At 45.8% G+C, this 17,051-nt stretch carries 15 protein-coding genes; all 15 read right to left on the bottom strand.

Annotated features, from left to right (window positions below; genetic code table 11):
* Positions 1 to 119: 119 nt before the first annotated feature.
* Positions 120 to 380 carry a stage V sporulation protein SpoVS gene (gene spoVS / locus U2H13_RS08885; RefSeq protein WP_003154135.1) on the bottom strand — a complete coding sequence of 87 codons (261 nt, stop codon included), beginning with the start codon at positions 378 to 380 and terminating at the stop codon, positions 120 to 122.
* Between the two features lie 199 nt (positions 381 to 579).
* Positions 580 to 1,374, bottom strand: coding sequence for a TIGR00282 family metallophosphoesterase (locus U2H13_RS08880; protein WP_003154137.1), 795 nt, complete (start codon positions 1,372 to 1,374; stop codon positions 580 to 582).
* A gap of 60 nt (positions 1,375 to 1,434) precedes the next feature.
* On the bottom strand, positions 1,435 to 2,994 hold the full coding sequence (gene rny, locus U2H13_RS08875; protein ID WP_003154140.1) for a ribonuclease Y: 1,560 nt from the start codon (positions 2,992 to 2,994) through the stop codon (positions 1,435 to 1,437).
* A gap of 292 nt (positions 2,995 to 3,286) precedes the next feature.
* Positions 3,287 to 4,468 carry a serine hydrolase gene (locus U2H13_RS08870; RefSeq protein WP_017417799.1) on the bottom strand — a complete coding sequence of 394 codons (1,182 nt, stop codon included), beginning with the start codon at positions 4,466 to 4,468 and terminating at the stop codon, positions 3,287 to 3,289.
* Positions 4,469 to 4,634: 166 nt separating this feature from the next.
* Positions 4,635 to 5,678 (bottom strand): recombinase RecA, encoded by a 1,044-nt coding sequence (gene recA / locus U2H13_RS08865; RefSeq protein ID WP_003154145.1) that lies wholly within the window; start codon positions 5,676 to 5,678, stop codon positions 4,635 to 4,637.
* Between the two features lie 170 nt (positions 5,679 to 5,848).
* The gene (locus tag U2H13_RS08860; protein ID WP_121984428.1) at positions 5,849 to 7,099 is read right to left on the bottom strand and encodes a competence/damage-inducible protein A; all 1,251 of its coding nucleotides are present in this window, start codon (positions 7,097 to 7,099) and stop codon (positions 5,849 to 5,851) included.
* A 17-nt stretch (positions 7,100 to 7,116) separates the two neighbouring features.
* Entirely contained in the window at positions 7,117 to 7,698 is a 582-nt protein-coding gene (gene pgsA, locus U2H13_RS08855) for a CDP-diacylglycerol--glycerol-3-phosphate 3-phosphatidyltransferase (RefSeq protein ID WP_007409821.1), read from the bottom strand.
* A gap of 73 nt (positions 7,699 to 7,771) precedes the next feature.
* Positions 7,772 to 8,671, bottom strand: a complete 900-nt coding sequence (locus U2H13_RS08850) for a RodZ domain-containing protein (protein ID WP_014417801.1) — start codon at positions 8,669 to 8,671, stop codon at positions 7,772 to 7,774.
* Between the two features lie 18 nt (positions 8,672 to 8,689).
* On the bottom strand, positions 8,690 to 9,481 hold the full coding sequence (locus tag U2H13_RS08845) for a YmfK family protein (protein WP_003154149.1): 792 nt from the start codon (positions 9,479 to 9,481) through the stop codon (positions 8,690 to 8,692).
* Positions 9,482 to 9,609: 128 nt separating this feature from the next.
* Positions 9,610 to 9,867, bottom strand: coding sequence for a DUF3243 domain-containing protein (locus tag U2H13_RS08840; protein ID WP_003154150.1), 258 nt, complete (start codon positions 9,865 to 9,867; stop codon positions 9,610 to 9,612).
* A 75-nt stretch (positions 9,868 to 9,942) separates the two neighbouring features.
* Positions 9,943 to 10,671: an elongation factor P 5-aminopentanone reductase gene (gene ymfI, locus U2H13_RS08835; RefSeq protein ID WP_014417800.1), complete on the bottom strand. Its 729-nt coding sequence runs from the start codon at positions 10,669 to 10,671 to the stop codon at positions 9,943 to 9,945.
* A 59-nt stretch (positions 10,672 to 10,730) separates the two neighbouring features.
* Positions 10,731 to 12,017, bottom strand: a complete 1,287-nt coding sequence (yfmH, locus tag U2H13_RS08830) for an EF-P 5-aminopentanol modification-associated protein YfmH (RefSeq protein WP_072177013.1) — start codon at positions 12,015 to 12,017, stop codon at positions 10,731 to 10,733.
* Positions 12,014 to 13,294 carry an EF-P 5-aminopentanol modification-associated protein YfmF gene (gene yfmF / locus U2H13_RS08825; RefSeq protein ID WP_012117578.1) on the bottom strand — a complete coding sequence of 427 codons (1,281 nt, stop codon included), beginning with the start codon at positions 13,292 to 13,294 and terminating at the stop codon, positions 12,014 to 12,016. Before yfmF ends, yfmH begins: the two co-directional genes overlap by 4 nt.
* A gap of 151 nt (positions 13,295 to 13,445) precedes the next feature.
* The gene (locus tag U2H13_RS08820; protein ID WP_014417798.1) at positions 13,446 to 16,565 is read right to left on the bottom strand and encodes an MMPL family transporter; all 3,120 of its coding nucleotides are present in this window, start codon (positions 16,563 to 16,565) and stop codon (positions 13,446 to 13,448) included.
* Positions 16,565 to 17,020 carry a MarR family winged helix-turn-helix transcriptional regulator gene (locus U2H13_RS08815; protein WP_003154157.1) on the bottom strand — a complete coding sequence of 152 codons (456 nt, stop codon included), beginning with the start codon at positions 17,018 to 17,020 and terminating at the stop codon, positions 16,565 to 16,567. The genes U2H13_RS08820 and U2H13_RS08815 overlap by 1 nt, the downstream gene beginning before the upstream one ends.
* Positions 17,021 to 17,051: the final 31 nt, after the last annotated feature.

Genomic DNA, 17,051 nt, shown 5'->3' with positions numbered 1-17,051 from the left:
GAATAAAGCCATTTATCATCTCTTCGTACTATCAATATAATATTGTGAGAAAATATGACAACAATAAAAACAACCCGCTCGCCTTACGCAAGCAGGTTGAGAATGTCGTGTTTTTGTTTTTAACGGGGTTCGACGATTAACTTAATCGCCGTTCTTTCTTCTCCGTCAATCTGTATATCTGTAAAAGCCGGAATACAAATCAAATCTACGCCGCTTGGCGCGACAAAGCCTCTGGCAATCGCAACCGCTTTAACAGCCTGGTTTAAGGCACCCGCCCCAATTGCTTGAATTTCGGCGGCTCCGCGTTCCCTCAATACACCGGCAAGCGCGCCTGCTACTGAATTTGGACTTGATTTTGCTGAAACTTTTAAGATTTCCATTTCTGCTCCCCCTTAGTTTTACAATGGATAAGTGAGTGTTCATTAGAACAATCATTATTAGATGTTGCTATCCAAAAAGCCATCCCCACAATGCTTTTCAAAAATAGCGGGCTACCTTCCATTTCTACTATATTCACTAAGAAGTTGCTATATTCCTGCTTTTCCTTTTAATATTTTTATAAAATAAACACATGATCACCTATTCAAAGAACATATGGTCATCATTGATTAATATCCGTTCGATATTTACGGCCTTTTTCGTTTGATCGTCGATGTCAATGAGCACTCCGCTCAGCGTAGTTTTACCTTCCGCCACCGTAAACCGGACGGGAAGATTGGTTTTAAACCGCTTGATGACCGTTTCTCTGTCCATACCGAGAATTCCGTCGTACGGACCCGTCATGCCTACATCAGTAATATATGCCGTTCCTTTCGGTAAAATGCGGTTATCTGCCGTTTGCACGTGTGTATGGGTGCCTACCACGGCAGAGGCTCTTCCGTCTGTGTACCAGCCGATCGCAATTTTTTCGCTTGTCGCTTCGGCGTGAAAATCAATAAAAATGTACGGCGTGCGCTTTTTCGCTTCTTCTATTAATTCATCCGCTTTAGCAAACGGATCATCAAGCGGCGGAAGAAACGTCCGCCCCTGTAAATTAATGACGGCAAGCTCTTTTCCGTTCGATTTAATATAGGTAATGCCTTTGCCCGGTGTACCTTCCGGGAAGTTCGCCGGGCGGACAAGATGCGGCACATCATCAATAAAGTCGAAGATCTCTCTTTTATCCCACGTATGGTTTCCCATTGTAATGGCATCGGCTCCCGCTTCCATCAGGCTGTGGTAGATCTTTTCTGTCAGTCCTTTTCCGTGTGCTGCATTTTCTCCGTTAATAATTGTAAAATGCGGTTTATGTTTCGCTTTCAGTTTCGGGACATATTCTTTTACCATGTCGCGGCCCGGGGAACCGACAACATCTCCGATAAATAAAATTCTCATACATTCCATTCCTTCCTTTTCAGGGACTCAAAAAAATAAAGTGATGCGCTAAGCATCACTTTATTTTGCATACTCTACGGCTCGAGTTTCTCTGATTACGGTCACTTTAATGTGGCCCGGATAATCAAGCTCGTCCTCAATTCGTTTACGGATATCACGTGCCAAACGATGGGCTTCTAAATCATTAATGGAGTCCGGCTTCACCATGATGCGAACTTCACGGCCGGCCTGAATCGCAAATGATTTTTCAACACCTTCGTAAGACTCGGAGATTTCTTCAAGCTTTTCAAGTCTGCGGATATAGTTTTCGAGCGTTTCACTTCTCGCGCCCGGTCTTGCGGCTGACAGTGCATCAGCGGCAGCGACCAGAACGGCGATAATGGAAGTCGGCTCTTCGTCTCCGTGGTGTGACGCAATACTGTTAATGACGACTGGATGCTCTTTATATTTGGTCGCAAGCTCCACTCCGATTTCCACGTGGCTTCCTTCCACTTCATGGTCAATTGCTTTTCCGATGTCATGCAGAAGACCGGCCCGCTTGGCAAGCTTTGCATCTTCTCCAAGCTCGGAAGCCATTAAACCGGCTAAAAACGCAACTTCCATAGAATGTTTCAGTACGTTCTGCCCGTAGCTTGTACGGAATTTCAACCGGCCGAGGATCTTGATCAGATCCGGGTGGAGTCCGTGAACGCCGACTTCAAACGTCGTCTGCTCACCCATTTCCCGGATATAGTCATCAACCTCACGGCGGGATTTTTCAACCATTTCTTCAATGCGCGCCGGGTGAATACGGCCATCCTGAACGAGTTTATCAAGAGCGATTCTTGCCGTCTCCCGTCTGATCGGATCAAATCCGGAAAGAATGACTGCTTCAGGTGTGTCATCAATAATCAGGTCAATACCTGTAAGCGTTTCAAGCGTACGAATGTTACGCCCTTCACGGCCGATGATACGTCCTTTCATCTCATCATTCGGAAGATTGACGACCGATACCGTCGTTTCGGCAACATGATCTGCTGCACAGCGCTGCAAAGCAAGCGACAGAATGTTTTTCGCCTTTTTATCTGCCTCTTCTTTCGCACGGTTTTCGGTTTCTTTTGTCATGATGGCGATGTCATGTGAAAGCTCATTTTCAACCCGGTCAAGAATGATTTGTTTCGCTTCATCCCGTGTCAGGCTCGAAATGCGTTCGAGTTCTGACTGCTGCATACGAATCATCTCATCCACTTTGCTTTCCATCTCTTCAATATGTTGTTGTCGTTCATTCAGAGAATGATCTTTCTTCTCCAACATCGCTTCCCGTTTATCAATTCCTTCATGTTTACGGTCAAGATTTTCTTCTTTTTGAAGTAAACGGTTTTCTTGTTTTTGAAGCTCATTTCGTCTTTCACGAACTTCCTGTTCAGCATCTATTCGAAGTGTATGGATTTCGTCCTTTGCTTCAAGCAGAGCTTCTTTTTTCAGTGCTTCAGCATCACGCTTTGCATCTTCAAGGATTTGCTCGGCAGCACCGCGTGCGCCCGCAATCTTTGCTTCGGCAATGGTTTTACGAACATAGTAGCCAACAACTAAACCGAGCAGAGTCAGCAAAATGGAGATGAGAACCGTCATTGGGGTCATACTTTCACCTCCTCTTGCTATGAACTTGGTTTTTGCTTAAATAAGTGCCGGCATGTACATTGTTTGATTTTCTCAACATACAGAACCTTCACAGGGAATGAGTCTCTCATGCCCTTGTCAAGTTTAAATGGTTTAACAATCATGTTAAAAAAACAAATGTTACAACTTCATTGTAATTGTGTCGGAAATACTTGTCAAGCTTGCCAGCTTAACGATTCGCCTTCAGCTCGGAATCTTCGCCATGTATATATCATACCATACCTAGATCTGCTTTTCGTGAATGACGGCTCTGTCAGTCCGCCTGGTTAAGCAATTGATAAATTCTATTGTTTACCTGTCCCAATTTGGCGTTATTCTGAATGTTTGACAGTAATATGACATATTTGCTTGCCGAATGGCTGAAGCTGTTCAAAATGTTGTAACCGGGCATAACACCGTGATTGGAATAGCTTCCCGGATCAATGTAAAACCCCATGCCGTAAGCGGCACTGCTTCCTGCTGTAAACATTTTTGTGAAGCTTGCTTTTGAAAGGAGCGTGTTGTTTACGATCGCTTTATCAAATTTATAGAGATCTTCAGCGCTCATATACATGTCGCCTGCCCCGTACAGCTGCGATAAGTCCAAAAGGTGCGGCGTTACAAGACTGCCGCTCTCATCGACTTTGTAGCCGACGGCAGGATATTTGGCTTTGGCAAATGTTTTGTAAAATCCGGCATGCTTCATTCCGGCCGGTTTGAACACGTGTTCTTTTATATATTGTTCATAAGGCTCCCCGCTGACCTGAGATACGATATAAGCAAGCACTGAATAGTTGGAATCCCTGTAATCCCAAACCCCGGGCTGCCGTTTAATTCCGCGGTTTTCTATATCCTTGATTAAATCAATTGGAGAAATCGGTCCCTGACCCTCAATATGCCCGTTTATGCCGGACGTATGATTGAGCAGGTTTTTCAATGTAATGCGCGTGCCGTTAGGAAAATTCGGCAAGTATGTACTGACGGGGTCACTCGTCTGCAGCAGCCCTTTTTCTTCAAGCTGCAGGACAGCCGTCGCGATTAACGCTTTTTGTGAAGAACCGATATAATATGATGTCTCCGGATTGTTTTTAATTTTTTGTTTTCGGTCCGCATAGCCAAAGCCTTTTTTCAGCACAACTTTTCCATCTTTTACGATCATTGCTGTGCCGCTGAACCCGATCTGTTGCAAGTAATTGCTGATCTGTTTATTGTGATCGATTGATTTAGGTGTTTTCTCTTTTTGCGTCTTTTCTTTTTTCTGTTGAGTCTGGTCTTTTGAAGTATCAGATTGAGCGGCGGGAGCGCTTTTAACGGATTCCTTCTCCCGGTGATGCGCTGTGACGGTCCAGATCATAATAAAAACAGTGACAAGCAGCAGAAAAAGAAACAGCCCTCCCGTTTTCATCAGCTTCTTCTTTCTTTTTTTATTTATTCTTGTGCGGCGGGGGCTCGTCATCTTTTTTCCTCCTCAGATATAATTTCAACTTTCGCCATGATGTTAGACGAGTGAAGGGTGAAAAAAGTTGTAACATTCCAGATAAAATTTTCCGAAACAGCCAGTGTTTTTTGAAACACACAAAAAAAGAGCGGAAATTGCTTATTCCGCTCTTTTGATCGTGTTTTTATTCTTCTAATTCCATCTCTTCCTGAACTTCTTCCGCTTTGTCCGTTACACCGTTATTGTCCAAACCGTAATATTCACGGATTTGCTCCTGAATCATCAGCATGATGTCTTTATTTTCTTTTAAGAACTGCTTGGCGTTTTCACGGCCCTGGCCGAGGCGTTCTTCTTCATAAGAATACCATGAACCGCTTTTTTGGACGATATCCAGTTCAGTTCCAAGGTCGATGATTTCCCCTTCTTTGGAGATTCCTTCACCGTACATAATGTCCACTTCAGCCGTACGGAACGGAGGAGCGACTTTGTTTTTTACGACTTTAATTCTCGTTTTATTCCCCATGACGTCGTTGCCCTGCTTTAATTGCTCGGCACGGCGCACTTCAAGGCGCACGGAAGAATAGAATTTCAGCGCGCGGCCCCCCGGTGTCGTCTCCGGATTTCCGAACATAACGCCGACTTTTTCACGAATCTGGTTAATAAAGATTGCGATTGTTTTAGATTTATTGATGGCGCCGGAAAGCTTACGGAGCGCCTGAGACATGAGACGCGCCTGTAAACCGACGTGTGAATCACCCATGTCACCTTCAATTTCAGCTTTTGGAACAAGCGCCGCAACAGAGTCAACGACTACGATATCAACAGCTCCGCTTCGCACCAGCGCTTCAGCAATCTCTAGCGCCTGCTCTCCCGTATCCGGCTGAGAAAGCAGAAGCTCTTCGATATTGACACCGAGCTTTTGCGCGTAAACAGGATCAAGAGCATGCTCAGCATCAATAAATGCTGCCTGTCCGCCTTTTTCCTGAACCTCAGCGATTGCGTGAAGCGCTACAGTCGTTTTACCTGAGCTTTCAGGTCCGTATACTTCAATAATCCGTCCGCGCGGGTATCCGCCTATTCCGAGAGCGGTATCAAGTGCAAGGGAACCGCTTGGCACCGTTGAAATTCTTGTATCTGTTTTTTCTCCGAGCTTCATGATGGAACCTTTGCCGAATTGTTTTTCTATTTGCTTAAGAGCCATATCTAAGGCTGCCTGACGATCACTCATTTATTTTTTCCTCCTTTATCTTGCCACTACATATACTATACCTTGTTTACTGGCATTTGCCAAGAAAAAAGCGAACGCATATTCGGATTTTTTCCGCGTTCGCTTTTCTGCAAAAGAGCATAATTTCCCTTGTGAAACTTAAAAATCAGAGAAAATGCCTCTTTAAAACTTTATTTTTGATCCAGCATTTTTAAAATGAGATGGCAGCCGTATTTAGCGGCGCGCTTTCTGATTCCGGTTCTTGAGCCGGCAAAGTTAAATTCGTGCACCTCTTCTTTTCCTTCCGCTGAAATGCCGATAAAGACGCGGCCCGGAGCATGCCCTTCCTGCGGGTCGGGACCCGCAACCCCGGTAAAGCTGATGCCGATATCGCTTCCGGTCAGCTTTCTCACACCGGCTGCAAGCTCTTTCGCACACTCTTTGCTGACCGCTCCGCTTTCTGCGAGCGTCTCAGCTTTCACGCCGAGCACATGCTGTTTCACGCTGTCGGAATAACAGACAACGCCCCCTGCAAATAGTTGAGACGCACCTCTTAAATCAGTCACCCACTCTGAAAACAGGCCGCCTGTAAAGCTTTCGGCAGAAGAAATCGTGATTTTGTTTTGTCTGCATGCTTTTGAAAGCTCCTTCACCAGAGACGTATCATCATATCCGTAGAAAAATTCACCGACACGTTCTAAAATGGCGGCTTCCGTTTCTTTTAAAAGCCGTTCTGTTTCTTTTTCGTCGGCATGTTTCGCCGTTAAACGCAGCGTGACCTCACCGTCAGCAGCGAGCGGCGCAATCGTCGGGTTCGTCTGCGCGTCAATGATATCTTCTAAATCAGCTTCAAGCTGGGATTCACCGATTCCGAAAAACCGCAGCACGGTTGAAACGATTTTCTCATTAGAACCGAGCTTTTTAAGAAGCAGCGGCTTCGCTTCATTTTCAAACATCGGACGCAGCTCGCTCGGCGGCCCGGGAAGCAGCATATAAAGCCTTGAGCCGTGCTCTGCAAGCATTCCCGGCGCCATGCCGAAATGATTCGCCAAAACGTCTGAGCCCTCAATGACGAGCGCCTGTTTGCGGTTATTCGGCGACATGGTCCGTTTTGTTTTCACGAAATATTCTTCGATCGACCGGAATGCTTCGTCATTCAGAACGAGCGGGCGCCCCAGTGTGTTTGCAATGGTTTCTTTCGTTAAATCGTCCTTGGTCGGCCCGAGGCCGCCTGAAAAAATAATCAGGTCTGAGCGCTCTTCGGCAATGCGGATGACTTGCTTAAGCCGCTCCGGATTGTCACCGACAGCGGTATGATAAAACACGTTTACACCGATTTCCGCCAGCTCTTTACTGATAAACTGCGCGTTCGTATTGGCGATCTGGCCGAGCAGAAGCTCCGAGCCGACTGCAATGATCTCTGCTTTTTTTGCTATTTCCATCTTTAAGTCCTTCTTTCTTAGTTAGATGTTTTTAACGCATCCCAGTTCTTCGCAAAATAATCCCAGCCGGAAATGACTGTGAAGAGCACAGCCACCCATAAAGCGATATCGCCGAACGGGAAAGAAACGAGCTCAAACGGAAGATTATGCAGCAAAAGCGCGGCAACAGCGATGATCTGAGCCCATGTTTTAATTTTCCCCAGCATATTGGCGGCTACAACTTCCCCCGTTCCCGCCAGCACAAGTCTTAATCCCGTTACGGCAAATTCGCGGCTGATGATGATGATGACCATCCACGCCGGCGCAAGGTCAAACTGCACAAGCGTAATTAATGCCGCGGATACCAGCAGTTTGTCAGCCAGCGGATCTAAAAATTTCCCGAAGTTTGTCACGAGGTTCAGTTTTCTGGCGTAGTAGCCATCCACCCAGTCAGTCGTTGATGCGATAATGAATAAAACAGCTCCCGTAAGATGCGCGACCGGAATCGATTCATCCCCTATATGAACGCTGCCCCACTGAAAAGGAACAAGCATGATAATCATAAATACAGGAATTAAAGCGATTCTTGCCAGTGTGATTTTATTCGGTAAGTTAAACATAAAGCCCCTCCAATAATATGTACTCGGACGTGAAGAAAAAGTCATCTTAATCGTTCAGATGACTTTTCCCCTTTTATTTTTTCATCTTGATTGTGATGGTCTGCGCCATCACATCATGCGGATTGAGTTCATAGGACAGAACCTCTCCGTTGATTTTAATTTTCAGGTTAGGGGCATAGCCCGTGCGGATTTCAATCTGCTTTTGATCCGTGACGTCTTTTTTAAAAGTTTCGCCCTTTTGCAGCGTTCCTTCTTTTAAAGAACCGCCGCTGTCATCACGGACGCGGATCCATGCGCTGTCAGAAGCAATCAGTTCAAGCTTATACTTATCTGCCCCGGAGACGTTGTATGAAGAAGCTGAGCCTTCCGTTCCGGCCGCTTTGATCTCCGTCTTTTCACTGCTTTTTTCTTTCTTTTTCTGCTCTGACGCTTTTGTGTCCTTTTTGTCTTTTTTGCTGTCAGATTGCGCTTCGTCATTTGTATTGCCGTCGTTTTTCAGCGCAGAATCCTTAGGAATCTCATACTTGCTCTCACTTTGGGTGACGGCTTTATCTCCGTCTGTCTGCCCGGATTTGCTCATTCCGAGCTGAATAATCGCATAAATGATCGCGATGACGATAATGACACCGATGACGACAAGGACGGTCGGAAGCCATTCCGCCGCCTTTGAAGCGGACTTAGGAAGCTCCCTTTGCATGGCGAGACCGGAGATTTTTTCCGACACATCGTCATGGTACGTGTTAGGGATGTCTTTTTTATATTCTTCAAATAACTGATCTGAATCAAGCCCGACAGCTTCAGCGTATTGCTTGATAAACGCCCGCACATAAAAATTGCCGGGAATGACGTCATAATTGCCTTCTTCCAGAGCGGTTAAGTATCTTTTCTGAATTTTCGTCGCCGCCTGGAGTTCATCCAATGACATCCCTTTTTCCTCTCTGGCTTCTTTAAGCCGGATTGCTAATTCTGTCACAACAAACACCTTCCAATATTAAAAATCAAAGCTTGAAAAACCGGTCTGATCAAACATTTGCGGTTCTTCTGCATGTTCATATGTAATGACTTCGTCAGGATCATTTCTGAGTTCGATAATATAATCGAAATCATCGAGCGTATACTCCGAATTTTGAACAAAAATATCGGGGTGCTCCACGACCTTTGTCGCCGGAAGCCGCATAATTTCACTGACGAGCTGAAGATGGCGCTCAGATCCCCGTCTTGTCGAAACGATGCCGTCGAGGATAAACACGTTTTCCGTGCTGTATTCATCGGCAACCAGCTGGCTCCGGATCGTTTGTTTTAGCAGCGTTGATGATACGAAAAGCCATCTTTTGCTGGCACAAACGCTTGACGCAACGATGGACTCCGTTTTTCCGACCCTCGGCATTCCTCGGATTCCGATCAGTTTGTGCCCTTCTTTTTTAAACAGCTCGGCCATAAAGTCAACCAGAAGACCGAGCTCGTCCCTTTCAAAACGGAAGGTTTTTTTGTCATCGGCATCACGCTGAATGTATCTTCCGTGACGGACTGCGAGACGGTCGCGAAGCCTCGGTTCTCTCAGCTTCGTTACTTTAATGGTCTCCATTGTTTTTAAAATTGATTCCAATCGTTTAATTTGATCTATATGCCGGCATCTGAGCAGCATTCCCCTTCTGGAAAGGTCGACACCGTTAATTGTGACAATATTAATTGACAGCATCCCGAGAAGAGATGAAATATCCCCGAGCAGGCCGGGGCGGTTCACTTGAATTTCATATTCAAAATACCATTCGAGCTTTGCCAAATGATATACCCCCTCCATTGTGGCAAATTTTTACCTTCCTTTATCATAAAACATTTTTCTCTAATTAGAAAGAAGAATGTTGCTCTATAGAGGAAAACATAAAAAAAGAGAGGAGAAATCCCCCCCTCTTAATGAGTGCTGTTATTTTCAACAAGCTTCACCATCATATTTGCGATGGCGCGCTGTTCATCTTCAGAAGCAACGCTCCAAAGATCAGCAAGCACTTTTTCCTGATGGTTTTTCGAGTCGACTTCGTTCGCAAGGTAACCGCCGATTTCTGTAGCGAGGTCAGTGATCGTTTCATCACTCATCCCTTTTTCCTGCGCATAGTTCAATCTGTCGCCAAGGAAATTCTTCCAATTATCCCAGTTTTCTAATACTGACATGTTGGGTTCCTCCATTTCATCTGTTGTTACAAAATTATTTTGTCCGTGCAGATGCAAACTATACACACATTTTTTTCAGCAGTGCCAGCCGCCGTTTACGGATAATATATGCCCCGTAATATAGGAAGCCTTGTCCGATAATAAAAAGGCCGCCGCTTCGGCGATTTCCTCCGGCTTTGCCAGCCGGCCCGCGGGAATTTCCTCTGCCAACGCTTCTTTTTCATCAGACGTGAACTGATCAAGCATATTTGTATCAACGGCACCCGGCGAGACTGCATTCACGCGGACGCCGCTCGGAGCAAGCTCTTTGGCAAGCGCTTTGACGAACGAATGCTGCGCTCCCTTGACCATGCTGTATAATACCTCGCACGATGCGCCTGTTTCTCCCCAGACGGAACCGATCGCGACGATGCCCCCGCTTTTTTCCCGGATCATGCCGGGCACCAGATTACGCGCCAAAAGAAACGGACTCGTCACATGCAGCTGCACCATCTCCCGCGCCATGTCATCCGTAACGTCCGTAATCAGGCCGAAATGACTTTTGCCGCTGTTTAGTATCAGGGCGTCCACAGGCTGCTTAACGGAACGGCTGAGTGTCTCCGCGCCATCCGGTGAGGACAGATCCGCCTGAATAACGGAGGCTTTTACGCCGAATGATGCGCTCAGCCTTTCCGCAAGCCTGTGTGCGGCTTCCTTATTAGAATGATAATGCAAAAGGACGTCATATCCGTTTTTTGCGAGGACTTCACTTATACTTTGTCCGATTCCGCCGCTTGCTCCGGTTACGAGCGCTGTCTGTTTCATCAATCAATACTCCTTCTTTCCCCAGAAAAACATCCCTCAGGGCGTGAGGGATGTTTTTGTTATGATTTTGGCACGACTTTGCAGACTGTCAGCCTGTCTTCTGATATTTCTTCTTTAATGACCCGCTTTACGTCTTCTAGCGTAATCTGCTCCAGTACGGTTACGACATCAAACAGACTCATATCTAAAAAGGCGTAGCGTGTAAATTGGTTGGCGATATATTCAGGCGAATTGAGCGCTTTTAAAAATGACCCGATCTTCTTTTTTCTCGCAAGATCAAGTTTTTCCGCAGTCACGGCTGATTCCGCATCAAGCAGCATGTGTTTTAATTCGTCAGCGAGCTTATCCGGCTCCGGTGTATCTCCTCCGACAGAGGCAAAACCGAATCCGTATTCAGCCGTGTAATCAAAGCTGAAGGTTTCATCAATGTAGCCTTTGTCGTACAAGTCACCGTAATGCGGTGAGCTTTTTCCGAAGAGACATTCAAGCATGAGGTTCATGCTGAGCTCGTGCTTCAACAGCTCCTGCCCCGTTTTATAAGGGTCTTTCGCCTTTAAGCCGACAAGACATTTTGAGCCTTGCACGTTCATTTTTAACTCCTGCTCCCGGCGGAAAACCGCTTCCTGCTCCTGAACTTCTTCACGTTTGATTTCGGGCTGGTCTGTAAAAGGCTTTTTCTCCTGGTTTTTCCGCACCTGGCTGATGACCGCTTCAGGATCTGCGGGACCGACGATAAAGAGCAGCATATTGCTCGGGTGATAAAACGTTTCGTAGCACTCATACAGCAGATCTTTCGTAATATGTGAGATGCTCTCCACCGTTCCGGCAATGTCAATTTTCACGGGGTGGTCTTTATACATATTTTCGATAAGGCCGAAAAACAGCCGCCAATCCGGATTATCATCATACATATTAATTTCCTGGCCGATGATGCCTTTTTCTTTTTCAACTGATTTTTCCGTGAAATACGGGTCCTGAACAAAATCCACGAGTGTTTCCAGGTTTTTCTCCACATTAGAAGTGCTGGAGAACAGATAAGCGGTTCGTGTAAATGATGTAAAGGCATTTGCCGACGCCCCCTGCTTACTGAAGTCCTGAAACACGTCGCCGTCCGCTTTTTCAAACAGTTTATGCTCCAGAAAATGCGCGATTCCGTCAGGGACGTGTACCATTTCTTCCTTATTTAAAGGAACGAATTGATTGTCAATGGAACCGTACTTTGTCGTAAACACGGCGTATGTTTTATTAAAGCCCTGTTTCGGCAGCACATAGACATCAAGGCCGTTTGCCATTTTTTCATGAAACAGCGTTTCCTGAAGCTGTTCGAAGTTTATCGGTTTAGTCAAGATGCTCCCCCCGTCCCTTTTAAGAAATAAGTCGTATCCAGCTTAATGTTCTTTCCGACATTGATAATGTCCTCTTTTGTCACTTTCTCGATATTGTCAAGGAATCTTTCGATCGGTATCTCTACTTGGGCCGAGGCCTGCTGATACAGAAATTCCGCTAAACCGTATGCCGTATCAATCGTTTCTAATACTTGATTTTTAATAACGGCTTTCGTTTGGGCGATATCATCTTCTGAAAAGTCACCGTTTTGCATAGCCTGAAACTGTTCTTCAATGATGGTGACGGCCTGCTTGTAATTTTTCACCTCAATGCCCGACATGACCATCAAAAGCCCTTTGAAGCTTTCCACCCTTGAGGCTGCATAATAGGCGAGGCTCGCTTTTTCACGGACATTTATAAACAGCTTTGAATGAGAGAAACCTCCAAACAGCCCGTTAAACACCTGCAATGCCGGATAATCCGGATCTGTATATGTCGTATTGGTCCGGAATCCGATATTCAGCTTGCCCTGCTTGACGTCCTCTTCATCAATGACTTCCTTCGGATCGGGCTGTTCATTCGCCGCGCTTCTTTCAAAAGGCTGCAGCTCCCGTTCTTCCGTTTTAAAATACGTATCAACGGCCGTTTTCACTTGATCTGTATCAACATCGCCGATGACGTACAGGTCCAGCTGGTCTTCGCGTATGGCTTTTTGATAGGCTTCATACAAATCTTGCGGTGTAATGTGTTCAACATCATCGAACTCGCCGTTGACGTGAAGCGCATACGGTTCGCTTTTGCACATTTCCTGAACGAGACGCAGATTAGAATATCTCATCTTATCATCATATACGGCTTGAATCCGCTGTTTCAGCGTCCGTTTTTCCTGCGTGACATAAAGGGGCAGGAAGGCGCCGTTTTCCAAAGCGGGCGAAAAGACAAGCTCTGATAAAAGCTGAAGACCTTTTTCCAATAACGGTGTGCGGTCCTTCAGATACTTTTCATTAGGAATCTCAAGTCTGAACGTAATGACATGACGTTCTCCCTTTTTTGTCAGATCAGCTGAAACGGATGTGCCGTACAGCTCATCAAAATAAGACCGCAGATCAGCGGTTTTCGGGCGGCTTTCTGTTCCGCGCAGAAGCACATGCGGAAACAGCGCCCTTTTTGTTACGAGCTCTTTCGTTAAAGGAGCCAGCATTTTAAACGTCAGCGAAACGGTTTTAAATTTCTCGGTCTTTACGATGTGGGCGGTGATCCCGCCGTGCTTTGACTTCATTTCATTTACGTAAGTCATGTGAAACCTCCTTCGTTCATTCTTTCATAGTATGTATTATGACCAAATTTCAGCATTCGCAAAAAAGAGTACGCAGATGTAATTATATCAACTGGAGGATTTATAAGGAAACAAAAAACCTCTGCCCGAAAACAGGCAGAGGCATCGAACGTTATTTTTTCAAATTGAAAGGCCACCAGTTGGCTCTTCCGAATATTTTCACCATGACCGGTACAAAAAACGGAAGGACGACAATTGCGTACATGAGAAGGCCTGTTAATACCACGGTTGCAATCTGTAATAAGGAAAGAACGCCTGACGGCAGCATGGCCGCAAAGGTTCCCGCTAAAATAATGGCCGCAGAAATGATGACGGAACCCATATTTTTCATACTGCTGATCATTGCGGGTTCCGTTCCTTCTTTTTTCAGCTCATTAAAGCGGTCCATTAAAAAGATGGAATAATCCACGCCAAGAGCCATCAAAATGACAAAGCCGAAGAACGGCACGGCCCAGTTTACGCCCGGATACCCGAAGAAGTGTGTAAAGATGTATTCCGTCACGCCGATGGATGCGAAATACGTCAGTACGAGCGACGCCACTAAATAAACAGGCATAATGAGGGAGCGCAGCATCACGATGAGAATCAGAAAAATTCCCGCCAGCATAAACATTGCCGTCCGTTTGAAGTCTGAATCCGATACTTCCTTCAGATCGGCATTCATGCTGGAGACTCCCGAAACGCCGAAGGAAGCATTCTTCAGATCCGTGTTCGGAATGGCCCTTTTTACGCTCGCTTTGATCGCTTGAATATCTTGAATGGCCGTATTTGAGTAAGGATTGTTATCAAGAACGACGGTCAATTCTGTCGTTTTTCTGTCATCTGACATGTACGTATTAAACACGCTTGTGAAATCACTGTTTGTCAACGCGTCTTTCGGCACAAACCAGCCTGTCATTTCTTTGTCTGACGCCTTGTGAAGCTCACCCAGGTAATCATTAGCCCCCATCATGCCGCTTGATACTTTCTTAAGCCCTTTTACACTGTCGTTAAGGCCGGAAGAAAGATCGCTGAGCCGGGAAGAAAAATCACCGAGACCGCTCTTCATTTTTTTCTGGCCCTCCGCGAGCTGTCCTGCCGCCGATTCAAGGCGCGGCATTTGTCCTGCGAGAGCCCCCTGTCCGTCTGACACTTGCTGCAGACCGTTTTCAATACTGGTCAAACCGTTGATCATTGCGTTAATTTGAGTGTCAATCTTCTTCTGAGCGGCTGCCAGCCGGGCAAATTGTTTTTCCGCTTGCTGCAGATGATCCTTTTGACTGTCGACCTGTTTAGAAAAAGCTTCTGCATCCGCGTTTGCCTTGGAAACGGCTGACTGTACACCCGTAAAGGCCGATTTGATTTCTTGGTAAGAGGGATCGGTTTTGACTGACGGTATTGACGCTTCCAATTTTGCAAACGGCAGCCGGGCAAGCTGCTTGTTCAAATCGGCAAGCTGTCTGCTGGCTTCATCTTTCATCGGCAGGACGGTTTTTACCAATTTTAAAGCGTTTTGCGTTTCTGAAGCAAGACCGCTGTTTTGGCTGAGCTGTGAAGTCAGCATTTGTTTTTGCTCTTCAATCTGCTTTCTCATCTGGGCGACGCCGGCTTTATTCTCGTTCACGCCAGCCTGCAGTTTATTCAGGTTTTCTCCTATATCAGAAAGCCCGGATTTCAGAGACAATGTTCCGTCAATAAGCTGATTGACGCTTTTCCCCGACTCTTCGATCTGCGGCTGTGAATCAGCTAACGACTTTGCGGCATGCCCTAATCCGTCCGTAATTTTTTCAAGTCCTGTATTGCCTTTATCAAGCCCTTCTTGAAGCTGCTTTGCCTGATTTGTGACAAATAATTGATTCAATCCGTTTCCAGCAGGGCGCGTGGCGCTTCTGACCGTTTTTACACCCTCTGTTTTTTCAAGTTCTCTGCTGATTTTTTCGATATCAATCAGGTGTTTTTCGGTATTTAGAGTCTCATCATTTTTGATGACGACTGTGGCCGGAAGAAGTTCTCCCGGGCCAAATGCGTCTGAAATCGTATTAAACGCGCGGACGGATTCATATTTATCCCCGATTTCGTCAAGACTGTTGTAAGATAGCGACCCTTTGTAAAGAAGGATAGGCGGGACGGTGAATACCGCAACGATTGCAAGACTGATGAGCGGCCTTTTAAATGAAAACCGCCCTGACGTTTCCCATGCTTTGCTTTGAGGATGGGAAATATCGCCCTTAACAGGCCAAAACAGTCTTTTTCCTAAAACAGCCATAAAAAACGGCACGATCGTCATGAGCGCAAGCAGCAGCACCGCGACACCGACCGCAACGGCGGCTGCCGACTGATACAGCTTAAATGTCGCAAATCCGATGCAGGCAAATCCGATCAGCACCGCACCGCCGCTGTACAAAACCGTCTTTCCGGCCGTTTTGTAAGTCACGACGATCGCTTCTCTTATATCAGCGCCATGCGACAGTTCTTCTTTAAACCGGCTGAGAAGCAGAATGCAGTAGTCTGTGCCGATTCCGAACATAATCGCAACCATAAAAATCTGAGTAAAAGTTGAGAGCGGAAAATTCAGCTGATCGACTAAAAATGCGACAATCGACTGGCTGACTAAATAAGATATCAATACTGATAAAAGCGGCACGAACGGAGCGACCACTGACCGAAATACAAGAATCAGCACGATCAGGATAAAAGCGACCGTTATATATTCAGTCTTTTTCAAGCCGTCCTGTGAGCTTTTTAACACATCTTCGTCGATCAGCGATTGGCCTGTAATGCCGTATGATACGCCGTACGGTTTCAGCTCTTTATCAATTTTATTTTTTATTTCGATGATATCGTTTTTGGATGTATCAAGCTGCAGCTGAACGAGCATCGTTTGTCTGTCTTTTGACAGCAGCTGTTTTTTGATGTCGTCATTTTTCTCCCCGAAGTATGAAGTCACCGTTTTAATCTGAAGCGCTTTTTTATGTTCAGACAAAGTGCTGACGGCTTCTTCCAGACGATCTTTTTTGTCTGTCATTAAGCCTTTTTCGTGAAATACGATGACGGCAGAAGAAGACGGTGCATCTGAATCAGACATTTCATCAAGCAATTCATGGGCGTAAGAAGAGGAATATCCGTCCGGTACGGAGATCTGCCCTTTCTCCCGTGTCAATTCAGCCATATCAGGCGCTGTAAGCATAAATATCACCGTTGCGGCGACCCATACCGCGGCGATGATCCAGCGGGCTCGGATAATGTTTTTCATTATGTCTGCTGATCCTCCTCTGTCATCATCAATCGATATAATTTTTCATATGTATTCACGAACATCTCCGCCTCGTCTTCATCAAAATACATAATATATGAACGGACGAGTTCCTCAATCCGCCGCTCCACACGGTGAAATACTTCCGTCCCCTTTTCCGTGACATTTAAAAGTATGCTCCGGCGGTCGCTTTGGCTGCGTTCTCTATTGATGTAGCCTTTTTCATACAGGCGGTTCGTCATAGATGTAATGGCGCTTTTATTGACGTGGCACACCGCGGCCAGTTCAATTGATTTGCAATCGGGATTGAGCATAATATAGCGGAGGATATAATATTGATCCAATGTCAGTTCTTTGTTCACTTTTTCAGCGATAATACTGTCAATTTTTTTTAAGACGTGCAGGTATACATCGGAATAACGCTGAATCAGCTGCTTTACTTTTTCTTCATGCACCTTTTCCCCCTCCTTCCGATAGTTAATATGT

Origin of the sequence: Bacillus sp. A1 (assembly GCF_042296235.1) — a bacterium.
Classification (GTDB): domain Bacteria; phylum Bacillota; class Bacilli; order Bacillales; family Bacillaceae; genus Bacillus; species Bacillus velezensis.
Note: the sequence above shows the minus strand (reverse complement) of the source record. Positions and strands in the feature narration are given on the sequence as shown.